This window comes from Desulfovibrio psychrotolerans (genome assembly GCF_013340305.1).
GTDB lineage: Bacteria > Desulfobacterota > Desulfovibrionia > Desulfovibrionales > Desulfovibrionaceae > Halodesulfovibrio > Halodesulfovibrio psychrotolerans.
Map to the genome: position 1 here is coordinate 257,307 of NZ_BLVP01000002.1, position 22,998 is coordinate 280,304.

The 22,998-nt window shown below is 59.9% G+C and carries 19 protein-coding genes; 11 read left to right on the forward strand and 8 right to left on the reverse strand.

Annotated features, from left to right (window positions below; genetic code table 11):
• Positions 1-3: 3 nt before the first annotated feature.
• Positions 4-2,601 (forward strand): heavy metal translocating P-type ATPase, encoded by a 2,598-nt coding sequence (locus tag HUV26_RS04000; RefSeq protein ID WP_174408897.1) that lies wholly within the window; start codon positions 4-6, stop codon positions 2,599-2,601.
• 154 nt (positions 2,602-2,755) lie between these two features.
• Here the strand turns inward: HUV26_RS04000 and HUV26_RS04005 are convergent, their stop codons facing one another.
• The 6 genes from HUV26_RS04005 to HUV26_RS04030 form a co-directional block, all read right to left on the reverse strand.
• A complete protein-coding gene (locus tag HUV26_RS04005) occupies positions 2,756-3,178 on the reverse strand; it encodes a hypothetical protein (RefSeq protein WP_174408811.1) in 423 nt (140 codons plus the stop codon).
• Positions 3,179-3,345: 167 nt separating this feature from the next.
• Positions 3,346-4,839, reverse strand: coding sequence for a UTP--glucose-1-phosphate uridylyltransferase (locus HUV26_RS04010; RefSeq protein WP_174408812.1), 1,494 nt, complete (start codon positions 4,837-4,839; stop codon positions 3,346-3,348).
• A 287-nt stretch (positions 4,840-5,126) separates the two neighbouring features.
• A complete protein-coding gene (locus HUV26_RS04015; protein WP_174408813.1) occupies positions 5,127-6,995 on the reverse strand; it encodes a UbiD family decarboxylase in 1,869 nt (622 codons plus the stop codon).
• A 279-nt stretch (positions 6,996-7,274) separates the two neighbouring features.
• Positions 7,275-7,946, reverse strand: a complete 672-nt coding sequence (locus tag HUV26_RS04020) for a winged helix-turn-helix domain-containing protein (protein WP_174408814.1) — start codon at positions 7,944-7,946, stop codon at positions 7,275-7,277.
• Between the two features lie 111 nt (positions 7,947-8,057).
• Positions 8,058-8,555 (reverse strand): rubrerythrin family protein, encoded by a 498-nt coding sequence (locus tag HUV26_RS04025; RefSeq protein WP_174408815.1) that lies wholly within the window; start codon positions 8,553-8,555, stop codon positions 8,058-8,060.
• 223 nt (positions 8,556-8,778) lie between these two features.
• Positions 8,779-11,052, reverse strand: coding sequence for a type IA DNA topoisomerase (locus tag HUV26_RS04030; RefSeq protein ID WP_174408816.1), 2,274 nt, complete (start codon positions 11,050-11,052; stop codon positions 8,779-8,781).
• 109 nt (positions 11,053-11,161) lie between these two features.
• On the opposite strand from HUV26_RS04030, the gene HUV26_RS04035 reads away from it, so the two are divergent.
• Positions 11,162-11,794 (forward strand): YigZ family protein, encoded by a 633-nt coding sequence (locus HUV26_RS04035; protein WP_174408817.1) that lies wholly within the window; start codon positions 11,162-11,164, stop codon positions 11,792-11,794.
• Positions 11,795-11,917: 123 nt separating this feature from the next.
• Here the strand turns inward: HUV26_RS04035 and pgl are convergent, their stop codons facing one another.
• Positions 11,918-12,652 carry a 6-phosphogluconolactonase gene (gene pgl, locus HUV26_RS04040; RefSeq protein ID WP_174408818.1) on the reverse strand — a complete coding sequence of 245 codons (735 nt, stop codon included), beginning with the start codon at positions 12,650-12,652 and terminating at the stop codon, positions 11,918-11,920.
• A 608-nt stretch (positions 12,653-13,260) separates the two neighbouring features.
• Here pgl and HUV26_RS04045 point away from each other — a divergent pair.
• From HUV26_RS04045 to HUV26_RS04085, 9 genes are all read left to right on the forward strand, one after another.
• Entirely contained in the window at positions 13,261-13,542 is a 282-nt protein-coding gene (locus HUV26_RS04045; RefSeq protein WP_174408819.1) for a helix-turn-helix domain-containing protein, read from the forward strand.
• A 17-nt stretch (positions 13,543-13,559) separates the two neighbouring features.
• Positions 13,560-13,952: a hypothetical protein gene (locus HUV26_RS04050; protein ID WP_174408820.1), complete on the forward strand. Its 393-nt coding sequence runs from the start codon at positions 13,560-13,562 to the stop codon at positions 13,950-13,952.
• Positions 13,953-14,272: 320 nt separating this feature from the next.
• Positions 14,273-14,593 (forward strand): isoamylase early set domain-containing protein, encoded by a 321-nt coding sequence (locus HUV26_RS04055; protein ID WP_174408821.1) that lies wholly within the window; start codon positions 14,273-14,275, stop codon positions 14,591-14,593.
• Positions 14,594-14,689: 96 nt separating this feature from the next.
• A complete protein-coding gene (locus tag HUV26_RS04060; RefSeq protein ID WP_174408822.1) occupies positions 14,690-15,439 on the forward strand; it encodes a hypothetical protein in 750 nt (249 codons plus the stop codon).
• A gap of 170 nt (positions 15,440-15,609) precedes the next feature.
• Entirely contained in the window at positions 15,610-16,398 is a 789-nt protein-coding gene (locus HUV26_RS04065; protein WP_174408823.1) for a GGDEF domain-containing protein, read from the forward strand.
• Positions 16,399-16,400: 2 nt separating this feature from the next.
• Positions 16,401-17,276 carry a response regulator gene (locus HUV26_RS04070; protein ID WP_174408824.1) on the forward strand — a complete coding sequence of 292 codons (876 nt, stop codon included), beginning with the start codon at positions 16,401-16,403 and terminating at the stop codon, positions 17,274-17,276.
• A gap of 164 nt (positions 17,277-17,440) precedes the next feature.
• On the forward strand, positions 17,441-20,353 hold the full coding sequence (locus HUV26_RS04075) for an insulinase family protein (RefSeq protein WP_174408825.1): 2,913 nt from the start codon (positions 17,441-17,443) through the stop codon (positions 20,351-20,353).
• A 99-nt stretch (positions 20,354-20,452) separates the two neighbouring features.
• Complete coding sequence (locus tag HUV26_RS04080; protein ID WP_174408826.1) at positions 20,453-20,887, forward strand: Fur family transcriptional regulator; 435 nt, start codon at positions 20,453-20,455, stop codon at positions 20,885-20,887.
• 145 nt (positions 20,888-21,032) lie between these two features.
• Positions 21,033-21,833: an Hpt domain-containing protein gene (locus tag HUV26_RS04085; RefSeq protein WP_174408827.1), complete on the forward strand. Its 801-nt coding sequence runs from the start codon at positions 21,033-21,035 to the stop codon at positions 21,831-21,833.
• A 31-nt stretch (positions 21,834-21,864) separates the two neighbouring features.
• Here the strand turns inward: HUV26_RS04085 and HUV26_RS04090 are convergent, their stop codons facing one another.
• A complete protein-coding gene (locus HUV26_RS04090; protein ID WP_174408828.1) occupies positions 21,865-22,518 on the reverse strand; it encodes a response regulator in 654 nt (217 codons plus the stop codon).
• Between the last annotated feature and the right edge of the window lie 480 nt (positions 22,519-22,998).

The window sequence follows — 22,998 nt, forward strand, 5'->3', positions numbered from 1 at the left end:
GCCATGCAGCCTGCCGGGGGTGTGTCTTCCAGAGCGCTGCGGATGCCCGTGCGGGGCATGACCTGCGCGGTGTGCGCGGGACGCATAGAGAAGGTGGTGGGAAGAATGGAGGGAGTGGAGGCTGCCTCCGTGAATCTGGCCTCCGAACTGCTGGACGTTCGTTTTCTGCCGGACGCAGTGACGCCGGAAGCCATTGCGGAGCGGGTGCGGGCCATAGGGTTTGAGGCTCTGCTGCCTGCGTCGCAGGGGGCTGAAGATCCGGAGGATGGGGATGTTCTGCGTTTCGCCATACGCGGCATGACCTGCGCAGCCTGCTCCGCACGTATACAGCGCGTGGTGGGGGGGATGGATGGTGTGGATGGCGTGGAGGTGAGTCTTGCCACGGATACCGCCACAGTGCGGGTCCGTCCCGGCACGGTGCACCGTGAACTGGTGGATGCCATTGTGGCGCGTGTGGCCCAGATGGGATTTGAAGCGCAGTATCTGACGCACGGTCCGGGCGATGTGGCCTCCATGTGGGAGATGCAGCAGAAAGAGACGGCAGGCCGCCTTGCGGCCATGAAGGCGCGGCTGGTTCCCGCCTTTGCCTTTGCGCTGCCGCTGCTGGTGCTCACCATGGGCGAGATGCTGGGGATGCCGTTGCCGCAGGCAATCTCTCCGCACCATAATCCGTTAGGGTTCGCACTGGTGCAGCTTGCGCTTGTGCTCCCCGTTATGTGGTCCGGAAGGGAATTTTACCGTGTGGGGTTTCGCAATCTGGCGCAACTGGCCCCGAACATGGATTCGCTCATTGCCGTAGGAACCGGAGCAGCCTTTGTTTACAGCCTGTGGAACACGCTAGAGATAGCTCTTGCCGGGTCCCACGCTCCGAGAAACATGGAGCTGGCCATGGACCTGTATTTTGAGGCGGCGGCCGTGCTTATTGCCCTTGTTTCGCTGGGCAAATATTTTGAAACGCGATCGCGGGCGCATACCTCTGACGCCATCAGGGGGCTTATGGAGCTGACACCCGACACTGCCATACTGCTGCAGGCAGGCGAACAGAAAGAGATTGCCATTGCAGAAGTGCACCGGGGCGATCTGCTGCTGGTGAAGCCGGGCGAGCGTATCCCCGTGGACGGTACGATCACGGACGGGCGTTCCGCCGTGGATGAGTCCATGCTAACGGGGGAATCGCTCCCCGTTTCCAAGACAGCGGGGGATACCGTGGCCGGTGGCACCATGAATATGAACGGCGCACTGACCATGCAGGCAGACCGCGTGGGCGCGGACACGGTGCTGGCCCGTATCATCCGGCTGGTGCAGGACGCACAGGGCTCCAAGGCTCCCATCGCCAACATGGCGGACCGGGTGAGCCTGTATTTTGTACCTACGGTTATGGCACTGGCCGTGGTTTCCGGCCTGGCTTGGCTTCTGGCTGGGGCGGAGCCTGTTTTTGCATTGCGCATTTTCATTGCTGTGCTGGTCATAGCCTGCCCCTGTGCCATGGGCCTAGCAACGCCCACATCCGTGATGGTGGGCACGGGGCGCGGTGCACAGCTTGGCGTGCTTATCAAGAACGGGGCCGCACTTGAGGCGGCAAGCAAGGTGAAGACCCTTGTGTTTGACAAGACAGGCACGCTCACCCACGGCAAGCCGGAGCTTGTGGCTGTTGTACCGCTTGGCGAGTTCGCACCGGGGGGGGGAGAGGATGCGGGAGGCGTTGTGTTGCGCATGGCGGCATCGCTGGAGTCTGTTTCCGAGCATCCGCTGGCGGCGGCTGTTGTGCGGGGCGCCCGCGAGAGGGGGTTGGAACTGATGCCCGTGCGTGATTTTGAGGCTGTTCCGGGAAAGGGCGTTCAGGGGGTGGTGGACGGCAGGACGGTCCGCATTGGCAATGAAGCCTTTGTCTTGCCGCAGGAAGAAGGGACGCTGAGCGCGCAGGGTGCGGAGGGCAGGGTCGCCGGAGACGTACGGGATGGTATGGACGAGCAGGCGAACATGGGAAGGACACCGCTGCTGGTTTCCGTGGACGGAAAGGTGGCTGCGCTGCTTTCTGTTGCGGACACATTGAAGCAGGAAGCCCCCGGCGTGGTGCGCAGGCTGAAAGACATGGGCATAGCCGTTGTCATGCTTACGGGTGACAATGCGCGTACTGCGCGTGCTGTGGCTGCGGAGGCGGGCATTGATGAGGTTATTGCCGGTGTGATGCCCGACCAGAAGGATGCCGCCATTGCCGCCTTGCAGGAAAAGAGCGCAGGCGTAGGCATGGTGGGCGATGGCATAAACGATGCGCCCGCGCTTGCCCGCGCCGATGTGGGAATAGCCATGGGCACGGGCATAGACGTGGCTGTGGAGGCGGGAGACATAGTGCTCATGAAGGGCGCGCTCGGCGGTGTGCTCACCGCGCTGGCCCTCAGCCGAGCCACGGTGGCGAATATACGCCAGAACCTGTTCTGGGCGTTCGGATACAACGTGCTGGGCATTCCCGTGGCCATGGGGGTGTTGTATGCATTGTTTGACGGACCGACTCTTTCTCCCATGATTGCGGGCGGGGCCATGGCCCTGAGTTCTGTTTCCGTGGTGTCCAATGCGCTGCGGCTGCGATTTTTTAAGGAATAGCAGGAAGAAAGGCAGAGAGAAGAAGCAGGTCCGGCGGCGGTCCTGTCTGAAGGGGGGGCTGATAGCCAGCTCGTCAGGCAATATCTGGGCGCATCACATCGTATCAGCGCCCGTTCGGGCGCAGGGAAGGAAAATCAGGGCGCGGGCTGGCGGTCTAGTACTGCTTGATGTATTCGTCCAGACTTTCCGCCGAGCAGTTTTTGCTGACCCAGAACGCAGCCGCCCATACCATAAGGGCGGTGGCCTGCGTGTCATCCAGACGCCTGAGCTTGGCTTCAAGACTGGCCTTGCTTGCACCGTGCTTGACGTGGACATTGCCCACCTCGCACGCATCGCGGGTGCGCAGCAGCAGATAGTCCAGCCGGGTGTTTTCCGGAAGCAGCTTGGTGTCTTTGTGGGCCTCGACAATGGTTTTCAGTTCGGGAGCGGAAAACAGGCTTTTAATCTGCATGGTCGCACGGAAGAATGTGTCGACCGCCCATGGCAGAATGAACTCCGCACCGGCGCTCTTGGTGCGGAAATAGTCCTTTAGCCACTTTTCCTGATCATTGGTTATCCGTGCGGCAACTTGTGGCATTCGCGGCCCCCATGCACATGGGTAGGGATTTCTTGAAGATTTTTCCCCCATGACCCCCCGGGAATCATGGCATTTGGCGCAATGCTACATCGTTTACTGCGAATACTCAAGAAACTATCTAGAACACATCTCAAAATTGACAGCGCGCAGGTTTGGCGGGGCGTGCCTTATTCCTCGATGAGTATGTCGTGGTCTATGCGCATGCCTGCGGGCAGGCGCACGGGCAGGGGCGAATAGTTGCGGATGACCACATCGCCAACCACCGTAATGTCTGCACCAAAGGTTACATCGCCCTGCACGGTCAGGGAGCGGCATGCCGCCAGCGAAGGGGTGCCGTGCGGGAAATGTGCTTCCAGCCCCTCAATGGTTCCGAAATGGGCCTTGTCCAGTTCGATGACAATGGGGGGCAGCAGACGGGCGGGGTTGGGCAGCAGGGTGGCATCGCGCTTCATGACAAAGCAGTCGGACATGACAGCCAGCAGGTCTGAGCAGGACTTGACCGGAAGAAAGCGTTCACGCGATGTCCGCACTGCGCGTGCGCCGGGAAAGCACGAAATGGCAGAACCCATGGCGCTTTCTACCTGATAGACCTTGGGGGAATGCATGTCTCTGGGGTTCACGGTCTTGGGATTCAGAATCATGGGGAGCCTGAGCAGCCCGTGACGGCGGATATGCTCTCGCAGGGTGCGCAGGTCTATCCAGATATTGTTGGTATTGAACAGTCCGTACCGTTCAATATTTTGAAACTTATCCAGATCCTCAGGCGGGCATTGGGCCAGTTCGCGCAGGACAAGGCCTCCTGACGCCGTTCGGGCCAAGTGGCCGCCCTTGCGGTCGGAGACGGTGCGGGGGGCTACTTCCATGAGGAAGGGTATGCCCTCGGCAGCGATGTAGCCCAGCAGGCGCGGGTCCAGCGTGGCCCCAAGATTGTCGGAGTTTGAAATAAAGGCGTAGCGGCGGCCCTGCCTGAGCAGAGCGTCCAGCACGCCGGAAAGGGCAAGGGCGGAAAAAAGGTCGCCGTGGCCCGGCGGGTTCCATTCCAGTTCCGGGTTTTCCGGATAGGCGGCGGGGAGCAGCGTGGCGCGGTCTACCTTGGGGAATTTGTGCTGGGTGAAGCAATAAGGCAGCACATGGGTTGCCTGCATGGCCTGAAGGGAGGCTCGGGTGTCTTCGTCCGTGCTGAAGCTGTTCATCAGGGCCAAGGGTATTTGCGCACCCAGCGTGCTTTGCAGGGCTTCCGTCTGATGGACGATGATTTCAAGGAATGTCAGCCCGTTGCGAACGGGGATGAGCGATTTGGCGTAGGTCATGCCCATGCCGGTTCCCAGTCCGCCGTTCAGCTTGATGACCACGGCGTGTGCCGCTTCCGCCCGGCCCCGTGCAGCATACTGGGCCAGAGAGGATATGCAGGGCAGATCTTCCCTGCCGACGGGCAGGATGTCTGCATCGGCAATCATGCCGGTATGGTTGCGGAGGATTTCTTCGTAATAGGAATGGAACAGCGTGATGAGCTGGTGCGAAAGACCCTGTGCGGCCATTTTTTCCGCAAAGAGGGTGAAGGGATCTTTTCCGGCTGCGGGAAGGGAGGTCGCAGTGGTCTGGTGCGGCACGGCTGCGGTGTGTGGCCGCATGGGGCGGAGAAGGGTGGCGTTGTGGCTCATGGGCACTCCGTCGGGAATATGTGTTCTGTCATGCTGCCGCAACGATGTGACAATCGGAGTGCGGGAACATGACCGGACGGTCAAATTAATGCAAAGTCCATACCTTTGGGGGGGGGATAGTGCCTTCCGGAAGAGGGGGCGGCCGTGTCTGCGCAGGCGTGCTGTGCCTCTTTTCAAAGGGTATGGAGTGCTGACCATAACACAGATAATTGCAAAGTGCATGATATTTTGGGTGGGGCGGGACAAAACGAGAACGGCCCCCGAAGGGGCCGCAGAGTGCAGTAAGATCAGAGTATTCCGTGCAGGGGGCCGCCCGGCGCAGCAAGGGTGTCTACGCGGCGGGTGATTTCCGGGTCTTCTTCCAGAGGCGGAGCATGGAAGGACTTGAGGCGGGCATCAATGATGAGCGGCCCGGCGCATCCCCAGTGTTTGCAGTGGGTGAAGGCACCCGCGCCGTACATATCTGTTGCCGGGTCCGAGCGGGTGAAGGTGACCCACAGGAAGTTGTCCCAGTCCTTGGCGGTAAAGGCCGCATCGTCTGCCACCACCACAAGGGGCAGGCCTGCGAGCGGGACTTGCTGTCCTTCGCCATCTCTGCCCTGGATACCGTGCAGATGTTCCGCCAGCCTGAACATGGCGTTGTCGTGTTCATCCCGCGCGGCCGTGTGGCGGGGACCCTGCACCACGGCTACTCCGGGCATGAACAGGCGGGCATCGGAAAAGCCCTGGGGCAGCGAGAACCCGGTGGGCAGGGATTCGCACAGGGGGCGTTTGCGCGGGCCGCATGCCGCCCAGATGAGCTTGGAGCCCTGATTGAGGCTTATGCCTGTATAATCCAGCGTGTCTATGGTGGTGCGGGTAATGTAGTGCAGGTCACGGGTAAGGTCGGTGCGCTCCAGCATGTGCCTGAAGAAGCGGGGAAAATCGTGCGTGTGCAGATCTGGCGCATCTTCGTGCGCTGCAATGAGCACGTACTTGGAGAGTGATGTCTGCGTGGTGCCCAGCAGGGAGAGCCCGCAGGTGATGAGTTCCTGCGGCTGGCGCTCCGCAGCGTAGGGCACGTAGCGTTCGCTGCCTATGGCCAGCAGCAGGGGATGCACCCCGGCCTGATCCACGGCATGCACCTCGCGCACGCCGTTGAAGACCGTGGGAACGAGGTCGGCAGTGAGTTCGTGGATGAATGCCCCGAACACCGTGTCTTCCTGCGGGGGGCGGCCTACGGTGGTGAAGGGCCATACGGCGTCCTTGCGGTGGTAGACGGCATCCACGCGCATGAGAGGGAAATCGTGGGCAAGGCTGTAGTAGCCCAGATGGTCGCCGAAGGGGCCTTCCGGTTTCTGTTCACCGGGGTGCACCGTGCCGCAGATGCAGAAGTCGGCCTCGGCAAGCATGGGCAGTTCTCCGGGCCTGTGGATCATGGGAATGCGGAATCCGGCCAGCGCACCGGCAAAGAGGATTTCTGCAATGCCTTCCGGCAGGGGCATAATGGCGGCAAGGGTCATGGCGGGAGGACCGCCCACGAATACGTTTACCTTGAGCGGCTGCCCCCGGCGCAGTGCTTCTGCGTGATGGTAGCCTATGCCGCGATGAATCTGGTAGTGCAGGCCCACTTCTTTGTCCGTTTCAAACGAAGGCCCGGTGAGCTGCACCCGGTACATGCCGATGTTGGAACTCATGAATCCGGGCTTGTCAGGGCTTTCTGTATACACCTGCGGAAGGGTGACGTAACCGCCGCCGTCCATGGGCCATGAATAGAGTTGCGGGAGCTTGGAAACCGTGGTTTCGGCTTCCATCACCGGGCCGGTGCGCACCTTCTTGGGCATGGTGGAGTAGACGGCGCGCGGGACTCCGGCATAGCGCCACGGCTGCTTGAAGAAGTCGAACGGGTTGACCTTGAGCGCGAAAACACCCTCCAGAGCGCGGAGTGAGTCGCGGAATATCCACCGGGTGCGCTCCATGGTGCCGAATACATTGCACACCATGGGAAACGTGGTGCCCTTGACGCGGGTGAAAAGGATGGCAGGAGCCTTGGCCCGGTATGCGCGGCGCTGGATTTCCGCCACTTCGAGGTAGGGGTCCACTTCCTGCGTAACGCGGATGAGTTGGCCGGTCCGTTCCAGATCGGCCAGAAGCTGCTGCATGTTTTTGTATCGCACGGGGCACTGGTCCTTGGCTGTGGGTGAATGACGCCCGCCGGGCAAACCGTGGCAAAGGTGCTGCATTTTGCGATGAAAGGCAAGCGCAAGAGGTGGCTACCGGACATGCCCGGATATGCCCGGATATGCAGTGAAATGTCCGGACATGCCAGAACAGAGCCGGGGACAGGGCCGGACATGACCGGACATGACCTGAACGGAGAGAACAGGACAGGGGCCGGACAGGATAGGGGGAGTCCGGAGCATCGCCGGGAGAGGTGGCCGGATGAAGATGCCCGGTTAGGGGCGGAAAACGTAACCGCTGCCGCGTACGGTAAACAGCACGGGTTTGCCGAAGCCGCCGTGCAGCCGCGACCGCAGGCGGCAGGCCAGAACATCCACAAGATTGGGACGCGGATGGGCCGTGTAATCGAAAAACTTGTGCAGAATGGTCTCGCGGGAAAGTATCTGCCCCGGTGCGCGCATAAAGGCTTCCAGAAGCAGTGCCTCGCGCGGGTGGGGACGCAGTGCCCTGCCCTGACGGTAGGCGGCACCTGTGGCGGGAACAAGGCGGATATCGCCCGATTCCAGCATCTCGTGGGGCAAGCCCTTTGCGGCCCTGCCCGCCAGTGAGGTTCCCAGTTCCAGCGAAGCGATGCAGAAAGGCTTGCGTATGCGCACCGCGTGTGGCGGAACGGCTGGTTCGTTGGGCATGGGATGCTTGGAATCGGTCAGAAGTGCCAGCGGCACCGGCTGGGAGCGGCGGGCCGTTTCGTGCAGGTGTTCCGCTGCCTCGTGCGCATGGGGAAAGTTCATATCCAGCATGACCGTGGCGGATGGCACGGGCTGGGAAAGATGCTTTGCCAAATCCTGAGCGGAATCCACAAGCACAAGGGTGAAGGGGGAATTGCGCAGCCCTTCTTGAGCGAAAGAAATGATCTCGTGCGCGGATGAGGCAAGATAAATATGCATAGGCCATAGTTATGGCATAGAGAAATGTGTTGCAACCGCATTAGAAATAAAAAAGGGCCGGTATAATCCGGCCCTTGGAATGGTGTTGCGCTTCACCGCGCGCCGCGAGGACTAGTCAACCTTGTAGAAGGCCTTGGGAGCGGCACCGCAGATGGGGCATTTGTCACCCTCGAAGGCTCCTTCATGGGTGTATCCGCATACAGAGCAATTGTAGTAATCCACATCCACGGGGTTTTCCATAGTTTCGAGCATTTTCTTGTACAGGGTGGCATGTACCTGCTCCGCCTTGTTGGCAAAGGTGAAGTAGCGTGCTGCCACCTTGTTGCCTTCGGCTTCCGCATCGGCGATCATGGCGGGGTACATGCTCTCGAACTCATGGGTTTCACCGGCGATGGCGTCCTTGAGGTTGGACAGGGTGTCGCCTATCTTTCCCGCGTTGCGCAGGTGGCCGTGAGCGTGGATGGTTTCTGCGTCCGCTGCTGCCCGGAAGAGCTTTGCAACCTGAGGAAGGCCTTCCTTTTCTGCCTGCTTTGCGTAGGCAAGGTACTTGCGGTTGGCCTGAGATTCGCCTGCGAATGCTTCCATCAGATTGTTGAGGGTCTTGCTCATGTCGTGATTCTCCTTGAATTTGATTGTATTGGCGTTCGGTATATCAAGGGTGCTTCGGGAGTGGGTTCCCGGCCCCTTTTCTTGTTAGGAATGATTACTGTTTATGCGCCTTCCTTATGGTTGTAAAGGAGAAAATGAAAAAAAGAGAAAATTCTTTGCAGTCCGGGAAAAACTGTGCTCCCTGAGACTGCGGTTGCTCTTTGGCGGTCGGGTGTGCGCCTGATTACACTTCGGGTTCTACGTCCGGCCCGGTGTGCTGTTCCGCGCCCATGTCTGCATCTCCACGGACCGGACTCTGTCCTGCGTTGACGCAGCCATCTCTATTGTCATCGTTGCTGCCATCGCCATTGTAATCGGCTGCCGGGACGAAAACCGGCTTAACCTGTCCCTGTTCCAGCACCAGCCGTGCCCGGAAAGGCTTGCCTGCGCGGGAAACAAAATCCAGCGGTTCCCGGGTGCCTCCCGTGGTCAGGATTTCCCGCACGGTATCTTCCGCAAGGGTCCGCCCGAACATGGTTTTCCAGATGGTGAAGGGGCAGCCGCCATCGTCACGCTTCCAGCGCGCGCAGCCGAAGCCTTTTTCACGCTCCACCACCTCGCCTCCGCACAGGGGACACAATCCGTCCGGCGAACGCTCCGGTTGCAGGCGGGCTTTGGCGGCAATAAGGATGGAAGAGACGCTGCGCCCCTTTATGTGCGTTATCCCCCGGCTGACCATGGTACGTATTTCACGCATGAAGTCCGGGTAGGTGTACTGCGCTGCTTCCATATCCTTAAGCTTTTTTTCCCATGCGCCGGTCATCTCCGGCGATGCCACTTCCGGCAGCAGGGCGGTGACCATGTCCGCCACCTCCAGCCCTCTGTCAGAGCAGATGAGCTTTTTCCCATCCTTTTCCACGTATCCCCGGCTGAGCAGGGTTTCAATGATTTGTGCGCGAGTGGCGGGTGTGCCCAACCCCCGCTCCTTCATGGCGTTGCGCAGTTTTTCGTCTTCCACGAACTTGCCTGCGGTTTCCATGGCGGCGAGCAGCGAGGCATCTGTAAAATGGGCGGGAGATTTGGTCTGCCGCCGCACCGCCGTGACGGACGAAGCGAGCACGCGCGACCCCTTGCGCAGGGCAGGCAGGGGGTTATCCTCCGCCGTGCGCCATGGTTCCACCGCCAGCCAGCCCCGGTCGCGGAACACCTTGCCTTTGGCAATGAAGGTATGGTTGTGCACGTTCACATGCACCGTGGTGGCTGAGAAGGTGGCCTCGGCACTGAACGTGGCTATGAAGCGGCGGCACACCATATCATATATATTGGCTTCTTCCGCAGACAGGCGCGATTTGTCCGCCTTGTTGGCAGTGGGGATGATGGCGTGGTGGTCGGTGACTTTCTTGTCATCGACGCAGGCGAATTTTTTGCCCTGTCCGCCCTGCGTGCTGTCAGACCGGATGCGCTCCACGGCGGGGACTGTTTCCTCCGGGTACAGGTGGTAGATGGCGCGGAAGTGGGTGAGGATTTCCCCATACAGTTCCTTGGTCAGATAGCGCGAATCGGTTCGCGGATAGGTGAGCAGCTTTTTCTGCTCGTAGAGAGCCTGCGCTATGGACAGGGTGTCTTTTGCGGAATAGCCGAAGCGGGTGTTGGCCTCCCGCTGCAGGGTGGTCAGGTCGAAGGGCAGCGGGGGCTTGGTGCTGCCTTTGCGGCTGGCGGCAGACTCCACCACGCCTTCCTGCCCCGTACAGGCGGTGGCGATTTCCTGAGCGCGTGGTTCGCGCGGGATGCGTGTTTCCTTCAGCTCCGGCGGTTCGTGCCACGTGGCGGCAAAGCCGGTGCCTTCCCGCTCAAAGGTGGCTTCCACCGTCCAGTAGTCCTGCGGCACAAAGAATTCAATCTCGCGGCGCCTGTCTGCCAGCAGTTTGAGCACCGGGGTCTGCACCCTGCCCACGGAAACTAGTGTGTTGGCTTTAATGGTGAAAATGCGGGAAAAATTCATGCCGATAAGCCAGTCCGCCTCCGCGCGGGCAAAGGATGCAAGGCCCAGATTGCGCTTGGAGGCATCGGGCAGCAGTTTTGCAAGGCTCTTGCGCAGTCCCTGTTCGGTCATGTCGTTTGCCCAGAACCGCTGCACGGGCTTTACACATTCCGCCATAAGGTAGATGCGCCGGAAGATAAGTTCCCCCTCGCGCCCGGCATCGGTGGCATTTATGACGGCCTGCACATCATCGCGGTGGAGCAGTTGCCGCAGCACCGTAAACTGCCGGCGGCCATCGTTCAGCACGGCAAGCTTGAACCGGGCGGGAATGATGGGCAACTGTTCCAGCGTCCATTTGCCCTTCCATGCCTCATGCTGTTCTTCCGGTTCGGCAATGCCCACGAGATGCCCCACTGCCCAGCTTACGAGGTATTCCGGGCCTTCCAGATACCCTTCGCGGCGGGTGGCGGCATGAACAAGGGGCGCGATTTCGCGTGCAACAGAGGGTTTTTCTGCGATGATAAGCGTTTTGGGCATGATGGGGAGGATGTAGGCTGAATGGGCTTCGGGGTCAACTCGGGGTGGCCGGGCATTCTGCCGCACCGCAGCGGATTGCGTTTTTTCAAAGGCCTGCTATGCCTTGCCCATGACATCGCGCTACCCCATTCCGGCCCCTGATTGGCACAGAACTGAGGAAATTCTGAAGAAGAGCCGCTTCATCGCCACAGTGGCCCATGCCCCTACGACGGAAGAGGCCCGCGCCTTTATTGAATCGGTGCGCGCAGAATTTCCGGATGCCACCCACAACTGCTGGGCGTTTCAGGCCGGACCACCCGGCAGCACGGCCCGTGTAGGCATGAGCGACGACGGCGAACCCCACGGCACGGCAGGGCGTCCCATGCTGAACGTGCTGCTGCATGCGCCTGTGGGCGAGGTGGCCTGCGTGGTGACGCGATACTTCGGCGGGATAAAGCTGGGTACAGGCGGGCTTGTGCGCGCTTACGCGGGCATGGTTAAGGCCGCACTGGAAATCCTGCCCCTGCGCGAGCGCATTGTTCCGGTTATGCTGGAGGTGGTGCTGGATTACAACGCCATAACGCTGTTCAAGCGCATGCTGCCGGACTTTGAGGCCGTGGTGACGGAAGAGGAGTTCGGGGCGGATGCGCGGTTTGTCCTGCGTTTGCCGCAGGAGCGTGTCTCTCCGCTGTGTGCCGCGCTGGAGGAGATGACCGGCGGAGCCGTGCTCGCTGAGGTGCGGAACATGGACTCAGATGGCTGAACGCGCATCGCGCCGTCATCCTGTCGTCCTGTCATCCCGTCGTCCCGTCATCCTTTCGTCCCGTCATCGTCCCGCCCGAACCTTGGGGCTTGCCCTGTCTTCCCACCTTGTATTGCCTCGTGTTCAGCCTTTGCGCGCCGCTTCGTCGATAACCCAGATGAGTTCGCCGTTTACAGGGCGTACCCTCTGTGCGGGCAGGTCGGGTGTTGCCAGCAGGTTGAGCGCCTGAGCCAGCACGGCGTGCTTTTCCGAGCCCTGTACCATGAAGATGCAGCAGCGGGCGTTGTTCAGCACGGGCAGGGTAAGGGTGATCCGGTCGCTTTTCAGTTTGCGGATGCGCTGGTCCACCACCAGTCTGTCTCTGATGTTTATGCCTTCCTCTTCCGGGAAGAGCGAGGCGGTATGCCCGTCTGCGCCCATGCCCAGCAGCACGCAGTCGAACCGGGGAAATTCCCCCGGAGCAAGGTCAAAGTGCTGGCGCAGCAGGTTCTCATACGCCTGAGCGGCTTCCGCCGGGTCCAGTTCGCCCTTCATGCGGTAGAATTTGGTCGCCTCCACCTGATGGAGCAGGGCATCGCGCGCCACCCGGTAGTTGCTGTCCGGGTGGTCCGGGTCAACACAACGCTCATCAACCCAGTAGAACAACACTTTCTCCCATGGAATCCGGCTTCTGTACTGCGGTGTTGCGAGAAGCCGGAACAGGTTGGTGGGTGTTGTGCCGCCTGAAAGTGCCAGCGTGAATCTGCCGTTGCGGGCAATGGCTTGCTCGCAGTGATAAATAACCAGATTTGCGGCAAGTGCAGCCAGATCTTCAGGCGTTTCCGTTACGTGCAGAGAAAGCTGTGTGGATGAGGGCATATGTAATGTCTCCGGCAGGTTCGGACGGGGTTATTTTTTGTGAAGGGCCGCAGGAAAAGTCCTTTTCTACCATGGCCAGGCGCGCTGCCGCATGGCTGCGGTCAAACAGGTGCGGCGCCGGCGAATATTCCTGCCTGCGCAGCAGTCTGCCATATTCCGTCCTCACTGTGAATAGCAGGCAGGCATGGAGTCGGATTGTGCTGGGGATAATCTGCTGTTTAGAGTGGTCGTCAGCATCGTTACCGTGTTTGTGAGGGGGCCGGGTAGGCAGCAGAGAGCGTGGAGGGCTTTTAGCCATCTGGAGTGTGTTGTAATGCTGCAGGCAAAGCAAAAACGTCCGTAACCGCAGGGGAATAACCACAGACGTCGGTGGACATGCGGCAATGCCTGAAACTTTGCAAAAGTGTACACATGGGCGTAAGAGTGCAGGTAGGCGCATTTTGGAGGCCCAATGTTGACAATAGTTGATTGTGGGTGTTAACTGTGGCGAGAAATATCTGATAACCGCAGCTTGGTGAGCTTGTAAGGGTGTTTTTCGTTCCCTGTGTGGTTCCCGGTGCTGTTTCTGATTGTGCCAAGGCGCAACCGACGAGGAAACACGAGCAACGATGACAAAGCAGACCTACACCCTGGGTGAGGCGGCCGACCTGCTCAGCTGCCACAAGGAAACCATCCGCAGGGCCATCAAAGATGGCTCGTTGCGGGCAGCCAAGCTGGGGCGCGGGTATCGGATATCCCGTGCCGATCTTGAGGCGTTCTGGAGTTCCATGGGGGGCGGCGCTTTGTTCGAAAAGGCGGAGCAGGCCCCGGAAGCGGAGCATGAGCCGGAACCGGTACAGGAAAAGCCCAAGAAGCCCCGTGGGCCGGAACAGCTAACTTTGCCCACCTAAGTATAGGAGGTTCGGGTATGAGCAATGAACAGGCTAAAGCCGTGATGGAGGAAATCACCCTGATGAATGATGTCGGTGCAGACATCACCTTCCGGGGGCGGTTGTACTCCGAAAGCTCATACTATGACGAAGAGTCCGGCGTGATGACCCGGCAGCGGCTGTATGTGACGGAGCAGAACCAGCAGGTGTATTCCATTGTCACCAGCGACGGCGTGAATAAGGATCGCCGGGTGTACCTGCTGCAGGTGGACGGAGACATGTGCCGTATAAACAACGGCCTGTTTGATGTTACCGTGCAACTGGATCTGCTGATGACTGCCGTGCGCGGTCTTTGCGGTCTTGATGGTTCCGGGCGCAGCGAGGAGTTCCTCCAGTCGCTTGAGGAAACGCTGAGGGCCGTGAACCAGTAACAGCCGTGGTCGGGCTTTCCTCAGCGAGTTGCGGGGAAGGCCCGGTGCCAGTGTTGCCAGCCTCTTTCTGACCGGAATTTTCCGGCAGCCTTGAGCTGTGCCCTTGTTCTGGGCGCGGCCTATTCTTTTTCCCTCCCTCTCCCTTTCCGCATAGTTCTGTTCAGGTGGCCGCGCAGCAGCTGGTGTAAGCTCATGGCCGCCACTCCCCTTTATTTCGGCCTTTCCTCCAAATATCATGGGATTGTCGTGGAAACCCCCTGCATATTCGTGTATGCAGAGGACAGGATGAGCGTGAGTCTGATTTTTCAAGGAGGTGCGACATGTCACTGAACAAGCAGTTTCTGAAAAGCAAGCCCGTGTGCAAGGTGAAGTTTCGCCTTGAAGGGCAGGAAGCCAACGGCTGCGATGAGTTCTTCGTGGTGGGCGACTTTAATGAGTGGAACGAGAAGGCGTGTCCCATGAACAGGCTGAAGGACGGTTCCTTTTCCGCCACGCTGGATCTGGAAACTGGGCGTGAGTACCGGTTCCGCTATCTTGGGATGTGCGCGGACAGCGGTGTTGTGTGGTACAACGAGCCTCAGGCGGACAGGCACGAATACTGCTCCTACGCTTCCGCCGATAATTCCGTTATAGCGCTGTAGTGGTGGCTCCCCGCCTTGCCAATATGCGTATCGTCCTGTATTCAGTGAAGAATACAGGCGGATAGGGCCGCTTGTTCGATACGCATGGCGGTGCATATGGCTGAAATTCAAAAGGATTTTGATATTCTGGAGTTCCCGCTGGAAGGCGTGGCCGCGTATTGGCTCTCGCTGAAGAAGCTGGTGGGCAGCAGGCGGAATTTTAAAATTCTGGAGGAAGAGGCCGCGTATACGTCTGAACCCTTTGTCAGACATCTGCTTGATGTGGGTTTCCGTGGGTTTTCTGACGAGCGGGTGCGTCTGCTTGCCGCAGCCAAGGCGGATGTGCTGCTGGATGAGGTTGCCAGACGGTTTAACCTCATGCGCATTGCCATTATGGATGTGGCCACGGGAGAGAATCCCCACCGCACGCTTGCCAAGCTCTACGCCCAGTTTCCCGTGCCGCCCGTAAGTGATGATAAGGCTATGACGCTGGCTCAGGAGCTGCTCAAGCTGTTACCGGAGCATCAAGCCGGACAGGAACGTTTTTATGACGTGGCACATAAGGCGCAGGACGACAGGCTTGTTGTGGCCCTGCTGTTTTATGTTCTGCTTTCACGGCACGAAGGCAAAGCCGGTTGCCAACCCCTGCTGGGATATGTCTCTTCCCGCTTCTTCCGTGAGGGGCTTGCCATGGTCATAGACGGATTTGATGCCCCCTTCGTACGCAAGTGGCTCAAGGAGCACAAGGCGGTGGTACTTGCCGCCGCCCGCCGCAAGATGGTCATGTCCACGGAGATGTGCATAGCCATAAGTGCGCGTTTGGACTACGAGGACGTGTTCCGGGTGGCGCGTTCTTACATGCGCTGAGTGCGTGATATGCCGTGAAACGGGCGTGGCCGGTACGAACTGGGGTGGTGTGGCCGGGGGCGGGTCCGGGGGCAGCGTGTCTGAGGTAGCCGGATTGCAGGGCTCTGGGGCGGATCAGGTTGCAGGGCCGGACACCGGGGCGGTTTGCCGGGGCCAAACGGAGGGGAGCTATGGAGTGGCGGTTCTTCGGCATAAGCCGCACACGCGTCAAGCGGTTGCTGCAAGGCGTTGTTCTCGGCTTGGGAGCGCCTGCGGGTTGGGCCATCATCTCCGCGCTGGGAGATATTTCTCCGCAGCATCCCCAGTATCTTTTCTGGCTCTTTACCTACATGACCTTCGGTACCATCAGCATTTTCGCGGTGTTCGGCTTTATCATAGGCCGGCATGAGCAGCGTTTTGCCGAACTCAGCTTTATAGACTCCCTCACCTCCCTGTACAATACCCGGTTTTTCCATATGCGGTTCCGCCAGGAGCTTTCCCGCAGTGCCCGCCAGCATCAGCCGCTGGCCTTACTCATTGGCGACATAGATTTTTTCAAGCGGGTGAACGATACCTACGGGCATCAGGCCGGTGACGGGGTGCTGTGTCAGGTGGCCGCGTTGCTTGTTTCTTCCGTGCGTGATGCCGATGTGGTGGCGCGGGTGGGCGGGGAGGAATTTGCCGTCATCGTGCCCGCCACAGACAGTGCAGGGGCCATGGTGCTGGCCGAGCGTATGCGGCTGAATGTGAAGGACGCCTCCATCTGGCTGGATGACAGCAGAAGCATCCGTATAACCATGTCGTTCGGAATTTCGGTCTACAATGGCAAAGACCCCATTGCCGAACCGGATATGCTGTACGGCGTGGCGGACCGCGCTTTGTACCGGGCCAAGGCCAACGGGCGTAACCGTGTGGAAATGGGCCGGACGGACGATGAGGGCGGAACGGAAGCGGCCGGGCCGGAAATGAGGAAGGCGTAGGGATGGTGTCCGGAGCATCGTTCTTTTCCGGGCGTAACATTCTTTCTGATGCTCGGCCCGAAGCCCGGCCCGATGCTCGGTACGGTTCGGAAGCCTGCCCGCAACTCAAACCTCTGCGCATACTTGTGGCAGATTCCAACCCCCTTGGTTGCAAGTTCATTTGTGCCATGCTCAGCAGGCGCGGTCATCACGCGGCAGGAGTGCAGGACGGGGCAGCGGCTGTGGCCGAACTGCTGCGGCACCCCTATGACGCACTGGTGACGGAGCTGGCGTTGCCCGGAGTGGACGGCGCACAGCTTGCGCAGGCGGTGCGTACCAGCACCGCGCCGAATCTGGACCCGCAGATGCCCGTGCTGGCCCTTGCCGCCCGCGATGCGGAAGAGGACAGGCAACGCTGTGTGCAGTCGGGCATGGACGGGTATCTGGTGAAGCCCGCGGGGGCCCGTGAATTGCTCCGCGCGCTGTATGAGGCCCTGCTCGGATACGGCAGGGATGCGCGGGCGAAGCATCCTGCTGAGGCGGCACGGATGATGGGCGCCGCCTTGCGCCCCGTGCCCATGGTGGAGGAAGATTTTGGACTGGAAACGGAAGATGTGCGGACCTTGTATGCAGTGCTGTGCGGAAGTCTGCCGGATGAGTTGGCGACACTGCGCGATGCCGTAGCACAGGGCGACTTGGAGCGCGTGGCCGGTCTTGCCCATGCGCTGGCCGGATCCGTTCTTGATATTGTGGCGGAAGGGCCAACGTTGCTGGCGCGGGAAATGGAATATGCCGCCCGCAACGGTGATGCGGAGGAGGTGGTGGACCTCTGTGCCGAGCTTGAGCCGCAGGTTCGCCTGCTGCACGGTCTGCTGTGCCGGGGTGTTGCCGGAGCGTGATGGAAGCTCTGCCGCTCCCCCGGACGGCCCTTGCCTGACGCTGAACTGTGATATATGTAGCCCCGACAGGACTCTGCGATTTCGCAAGGCAGGGCGCGGCCGGACGCATCCGCCCCCCTGCCTTTCTTGATGATAACCGTCGAATACGGGCCCGGAGGATATGCATGACCAAGTTGTACGGCTTTGAGCTTGTGGATGAACAGCCGGTGGAGGAACTGGCGACCGTTGCGCGGCTGTGGCGGCACACCGTGACCGGATCGCAGCTTCTTTCTATGGTGAACAGTGACGAGAACAAAGTGTTCGGCGTCTCCTTCCGCACTCCGCCCAAGGATTCCACAGGCGTGGCACATATTCTGGAGCATTCCGTGCTGTGCGGTTCGGAGAAGTATCCCGTCAAGGAACCGTTTGTGGAGCTGCTCAAGGGGTCCTTGCAGACCTTCCTCAATGCCTTCACCTATCCCGACAAGACGTGCTACCCGGTTGCCTCCACCAATTTGCAGGACTTTTACAATCTGGTGGACGTGTATCTGGACGCCTGCTTCTTTCCGCGTATCACGGAATCCATTTTTAAGCAGGAAGGCTGGCATTATGAGGTGGAAGGTGAGGAGCGTCGCCTTATCTTCAAGGGGGTTGTGTTTAACGAAATGAAGGGCGTGTACAGTTCGCCTGACAGCGTGCTCGCGGAACAGTCGCAGCAGTCCCTGTTCCCGGACATTACGTACGGGCTGGATTCGGGCGGAAACCCGCTGGTTATTCCCGACCTGACATACGAACAGTTCCATTCTTTCCACGAAACCTACTACCACCCCTCCAACGGGCGTTTTTATTTCTGGGGAGATGATCCCGAAGAGGAGCGGCTGGCGCGGCTGGGTAAACTGCTGGACCGTTTTGGTCCTCTTGCCGTGGATTCTGCCGTGCCCTTGCAGCAGCCCTTTGCAGAGCCGCGGGCTGTGGTGGCCGGATACGCTGCCGGTGCCGCGCAGGAGGAAGAGAGCGGGCGGGCCATGTTCACCGTGAACTGGCTGCTGCCGGAAACCGTGGATGTGGAGATGAACTTTGCTTTTCAGATGCTGGAGCACATCCTCATAGGCATGCCCGCATCGCCGTTGCGCAAGGAGCTTATCGAGTCCGGACTGGGCGAGGATGTGACGGGGACCGGACTGGAAACCGAGTTGCGGCAGATGTATTTTTCCACGGGCCTCAAGGGGATTGACCCTGCCGATGCGGACGAGGTTGAGGCGCTGATTTTCGATACTTTGCGCGAGCTTGCCGAGAAGGGGATTGACCCTGCGTGCGTGGAGGCTGCCGTGAACAGCGTGGAGTTTTCGCTGCGCGAAAACAATACGGGACGCTTTCCCGTTGGGCTGGCGGTCATGCTGCGCGCCCTTTCCACATGGCTGTATGATGGCGACCCGCTGGCGCTGTTAACGTTTGAAAAACCCCTTGCCGCCATTAAGCAGCGGTTGCAGGCGGGCGAAAGGGTTTTTGAGGATCTGATCACCTGCGCTTTGCTGGGTAATCCCCACCGGTCCACGGTGTTGTTGGTGCCGGACGAAGAGTTGCAGGCGGTGCGCCGTGCACAGGAAGAAGGCCGCCTGGCGGCTGTTCGTGCAGGACTGGACGATGCCGGGTTGCGTCAGGTGGCAGAGCAGGCGGAGATGCTGCGTCTGGCTCAGGAAGCCCCGGACAGCCCCGAAGCGGTGGCGGCCATTCCCCGTGTGACCGTACGTGACCTGCCGCCGGAGAATAAGCGTATTCCCTCTGCAACAGAGGAGCGGGCAGGCGTGCTGGTCATGACCCATGACCTTTCCATCGCAGGTATAGTTTACGCCGACCTTGCGCTGGACATGCGCGCCGTGCCGGACGATCTGCTTCCCCTTGTTCCCCTGCTTGCGCGCTGCTTTACCGAAATGGGAACGGCGCGGCGGGATTTTGTTGAACTGGGCATGCGCATTGCCGCCAAGACCGGCGGCATAGAGGGAGACACCCTTGTCACCACCGTGCTGGACAGCCGTGCTCCGGTGGTGAAGCTGGTCATGAACGGCAAGGCCACGGTGGAAAACGCCGGGGCACTGTTTGAACTGATGGGTGAGGTGCTGCTGGAAACGCGCCTTGACGACAGGGAGCGGTTCCGCTCCATGCTGCTGGAGGAAAAGGCCCGGGCAGAGGAGCAGCTTGTTCCTTCCGGGCACGCGGTGGTCATGTCGCGCCTGCGTTCGCGGTTCAGTGTGGCCGGATGGGTGGGAGAACTGACGGACGGCATAGCCGGATTGCAATATCTGCGCAGGCTGCTGCCGCGCGTGGAAGCGGATTGGGGCGGCGTGCTGGAACAACTGGAGCGGTTGCGCGCCATTCTGGTCCGCTCTGACGGCGCACTGCTGAACATTACCACGGAAAGCGAAGGCTGGAAGCGCGTTGCCCCCCATGCGGAGGCGTTTCTGTCGTCCCTGCCGCGCCGTGACCTGCCCGATTCCCTTTGGCTTCCCGATGCTCTGCTGGGGGACGAGGCGTTTGCCGTGCCCGCACAGGTGAACTATGTTGGCAAGGCGGCGAACCTGTATGATCTGGGCTATGTGTATCATGGTTCGGCCAATGTTATTTTTAAGCATCTGCGCATGGGCTGGTTGTGGGACAAGGTGCGCGTGCAGGGCGGAGCATATGGCGTGTTTGCTGCCTTTGACCGCCTGAGCGGTACGCTGGCGCAGGTTTCCTACCGCGACCCCAACCTGATGAAGACGCTGGAGGTGTACGATGCCTCGGCGCAGTATCTGCGCACGCTTTCTCTGAGCACAGAGGAACTGGAAAAGGCCATTGTGGGAGCCATAGGCGAACTGGACGCCCATCTGCTGCCGGATGCCAAGGGCGCGGCAGCCATGACCCGGTACCTGACGGGCGACAGTGATGACAGACGCCAGCGTATGCGTGAGGAGATTCTGAGCACCACACTGGACCGTTTCCATGCCTTCGGCGAGTTGCTCGCGGAGGCAGCGGCGCAGGGTGCGGTGTGCGTCCTTGGCGGCGCAGGTGTGCGGGAAGCCGCGCAGGAGAACGATTGGAAGCTTGTCGAGCTTTTGTAGGCCATGCGGCATCCTGCCTGCATTGTTCCCCATATTGCGGTTTTACCGCTATCGGGCTAGCATGCGGGGCAACTGAACACTTCAGCCTGGACGGGAAGCATGAAAGAGCCAGCACAGGTTTTCACGGAGTATATTGCCAAAAACGGACTGAAGGTTACGCCACAGCGGTTGCGCATTGTGGAGGTTTTCCTGCGGGAAGACGGGCACCTGACCACCGAGGAACTGTATGAGCGGGTGAAGAAGGTGGATAATACCGTGGGGCAGGCTACCGTGTACCGGACCATGAAGCTGCTGTGCGATTCCGGCATTGCCAAGGAAGTGCACTTTGGCGACGGGGTGGCGCGGTATGAGAAGAAATACGGCAGCGAGCATCATGACCATCTTATTTGCGAGGCGTGCGGCAAAAATCTGGAAGTTATTGATGAGCAGATAGAATTGTTGCAGGAGCAGTTGGCAGCGCGGCATGGGTTTGTGCTGACGAGCCACCGTATGTATCTTTATGGTGTGTGCGATGACTGCCGGGGAAAGAAGTAACTTTCCGGAAAAGTCGGTTTCTGGAATATGACGCTGTGCTTTGCGGGGTTCCGCATGGTGTTTTGCGGGTATTCGCAGTAGTGGTTGTATGGGGCGGGCACGGGGTGCCCGCTTTTTTTTGAATGTTTGAGGCGAGGGGATGGCAGTGGCATTTTGTTACGAACTGGATGTCTGGGTACTGGACCCGGTTATGGGCAACCGAATGCTGCTGGCGGGATGGGTGCGCGCGGAGGCGGACAATCTGGACATGCGTTGCCGTTTTCATGCGGTGGCGGATGCCGGGGAGCTAGGCGGCACCCTGTGCGGGCTGATATTGGCTTCTGATGCGTTTCCCGTATCGTCCGTGCGCTCTCTGCCGTTGCCCGAACCGTCCGGATTATCGTCGCCACGAGTGTATCCCCGCGAGCCTGGGGCGCCGGATGTTCCGGGGGTGCCGGGTGCTACGGGGGGGCAGGAGACACATGGTGTGCAGGGGGTGCTTTGCGTGTATGCCGGTTCGGAAACGGGCAGGGGTGAGTCTATGCGGCTTTCTGAGGGGCCGGTGCGCCTGACGTGGCCCGTGCCGCGCAGGATGCTGCGCAGGCTGATGGCGGCGGCAGTTGCTGTAGTATCACAGATGCCGCCTGCCGGGTTTGCCGGACCTGCAGGGCCTGCCCTGTTCGGACATCCCCTGCCTGCGGAATTGCGGGAATTTTCCGGAAGGTTGCGGGGAGCATTGCAGGAACTGCACGAGGGTTGTGCAGCCGCATTGCAGGGAGGCGACTGCGCTGGAGGCGAACGCACCGCCCATACGCTGAAGGGGACGGCCATGTCCTTTGGGCAGTTGGTGCTGGCGGAAGCGGCGGATGCCTTGCAGGATGCCTTTGCCGCTGAGGATACGGCTGAGGCGGCGTGGTGGCTGGATGTGCTGGCGCGGCTGGGCTGTGCAGGGGATGCGCCGGTCTGACTTCTGCACGGCACGGATGGTCAATGGCCGGTCAGGGCGGGGTGTCCATAAGTCCGTTATCCAGTGCCACGGCGACAAGGTCGGCTGTGGAGGTGGCGGCGAGTTTTTTCTTCAGGTTGGCTTTGTGCTTTTCCACCGTCTTATGGCTGATACACAGTATCTGGGCAATGCTCTTGTTGCCCCTTCCCTCGGCGATGAATTTGAGAACCTGCTGCTCCCGTTCGGTAAGGCTTTCCAGCGGGCCTTCCTGCGGAATGCCGCCGCCTTTGCGGTATTGTTCCACAAGGTGGCTTGAGATGTCCGGGCTGATGTAGCTTTTGCCGCCAAGAACGGTGGAGATGGCTTTGACCAGATCTTCGCAGTTGGCGCGTTTGAGGATGTAGCCGTCTACCCCTGCGTTCAGGGATTTGAAGAACATCCTGTCCTTGCTGTCTGCCGTAAGGGCGATGATTCTGGTCTTGGGCAGAGTTTTTTTTATGCGGCGTATGGCATCCGGTCCGTCCATGTTGGGCATGTGCAGGTCCATGAGCACCACGTCCGGCTTCAGGCTTTCCGTCAACTGCACCGCCTGCAGGCCGTCTGCCGCTTCTCCTATCACCGAGTACCCCTGCTGCGCGGAAAGCAATGCGCGCAGTCCTTCTCTGACAATTTCAAGGTCTTCCGCAATGAGGATGGAAATGCTCATGCACACGTCCGTTCGGGTCAGGCTATCGGTGAAAGGAAGCGGCTTGCCGCAGGTAATTGGGCGGCAGGGTGACCGGTCTTGCAGCAGTATGGAGAAATGGGGACGGAATGTAAAGATATCTGAAAACGGAAAAGGAGGGGAAACCCTACCTTGAAAAGTGGGGTTTTGCCTAATATCTTTTCTTTTGCCGTTGTTCCATAGTGCATTCGTCCGGACAGACTGCCGAGTACAAAAAATGTATGCAACGGGTGTGCTGTCCTCTACAGGACATTATATGTTGGCACGCTTCATTGTTATGAAGCATCCAGGGGGCGATCCGAAATTCCGCATGAATCATGCTCCGGCATGGGAATCTACGGAATTCTACGAGGGAGCGGCGCAAGCTGCTCCTTTGTTTTGTCTGCAGGCCAGCGAAGTATCGTGCGTGCGGTGCTGCAAAGAGGGTTGGCTGCATGGGGATATACCGCGTTCTGAATATTC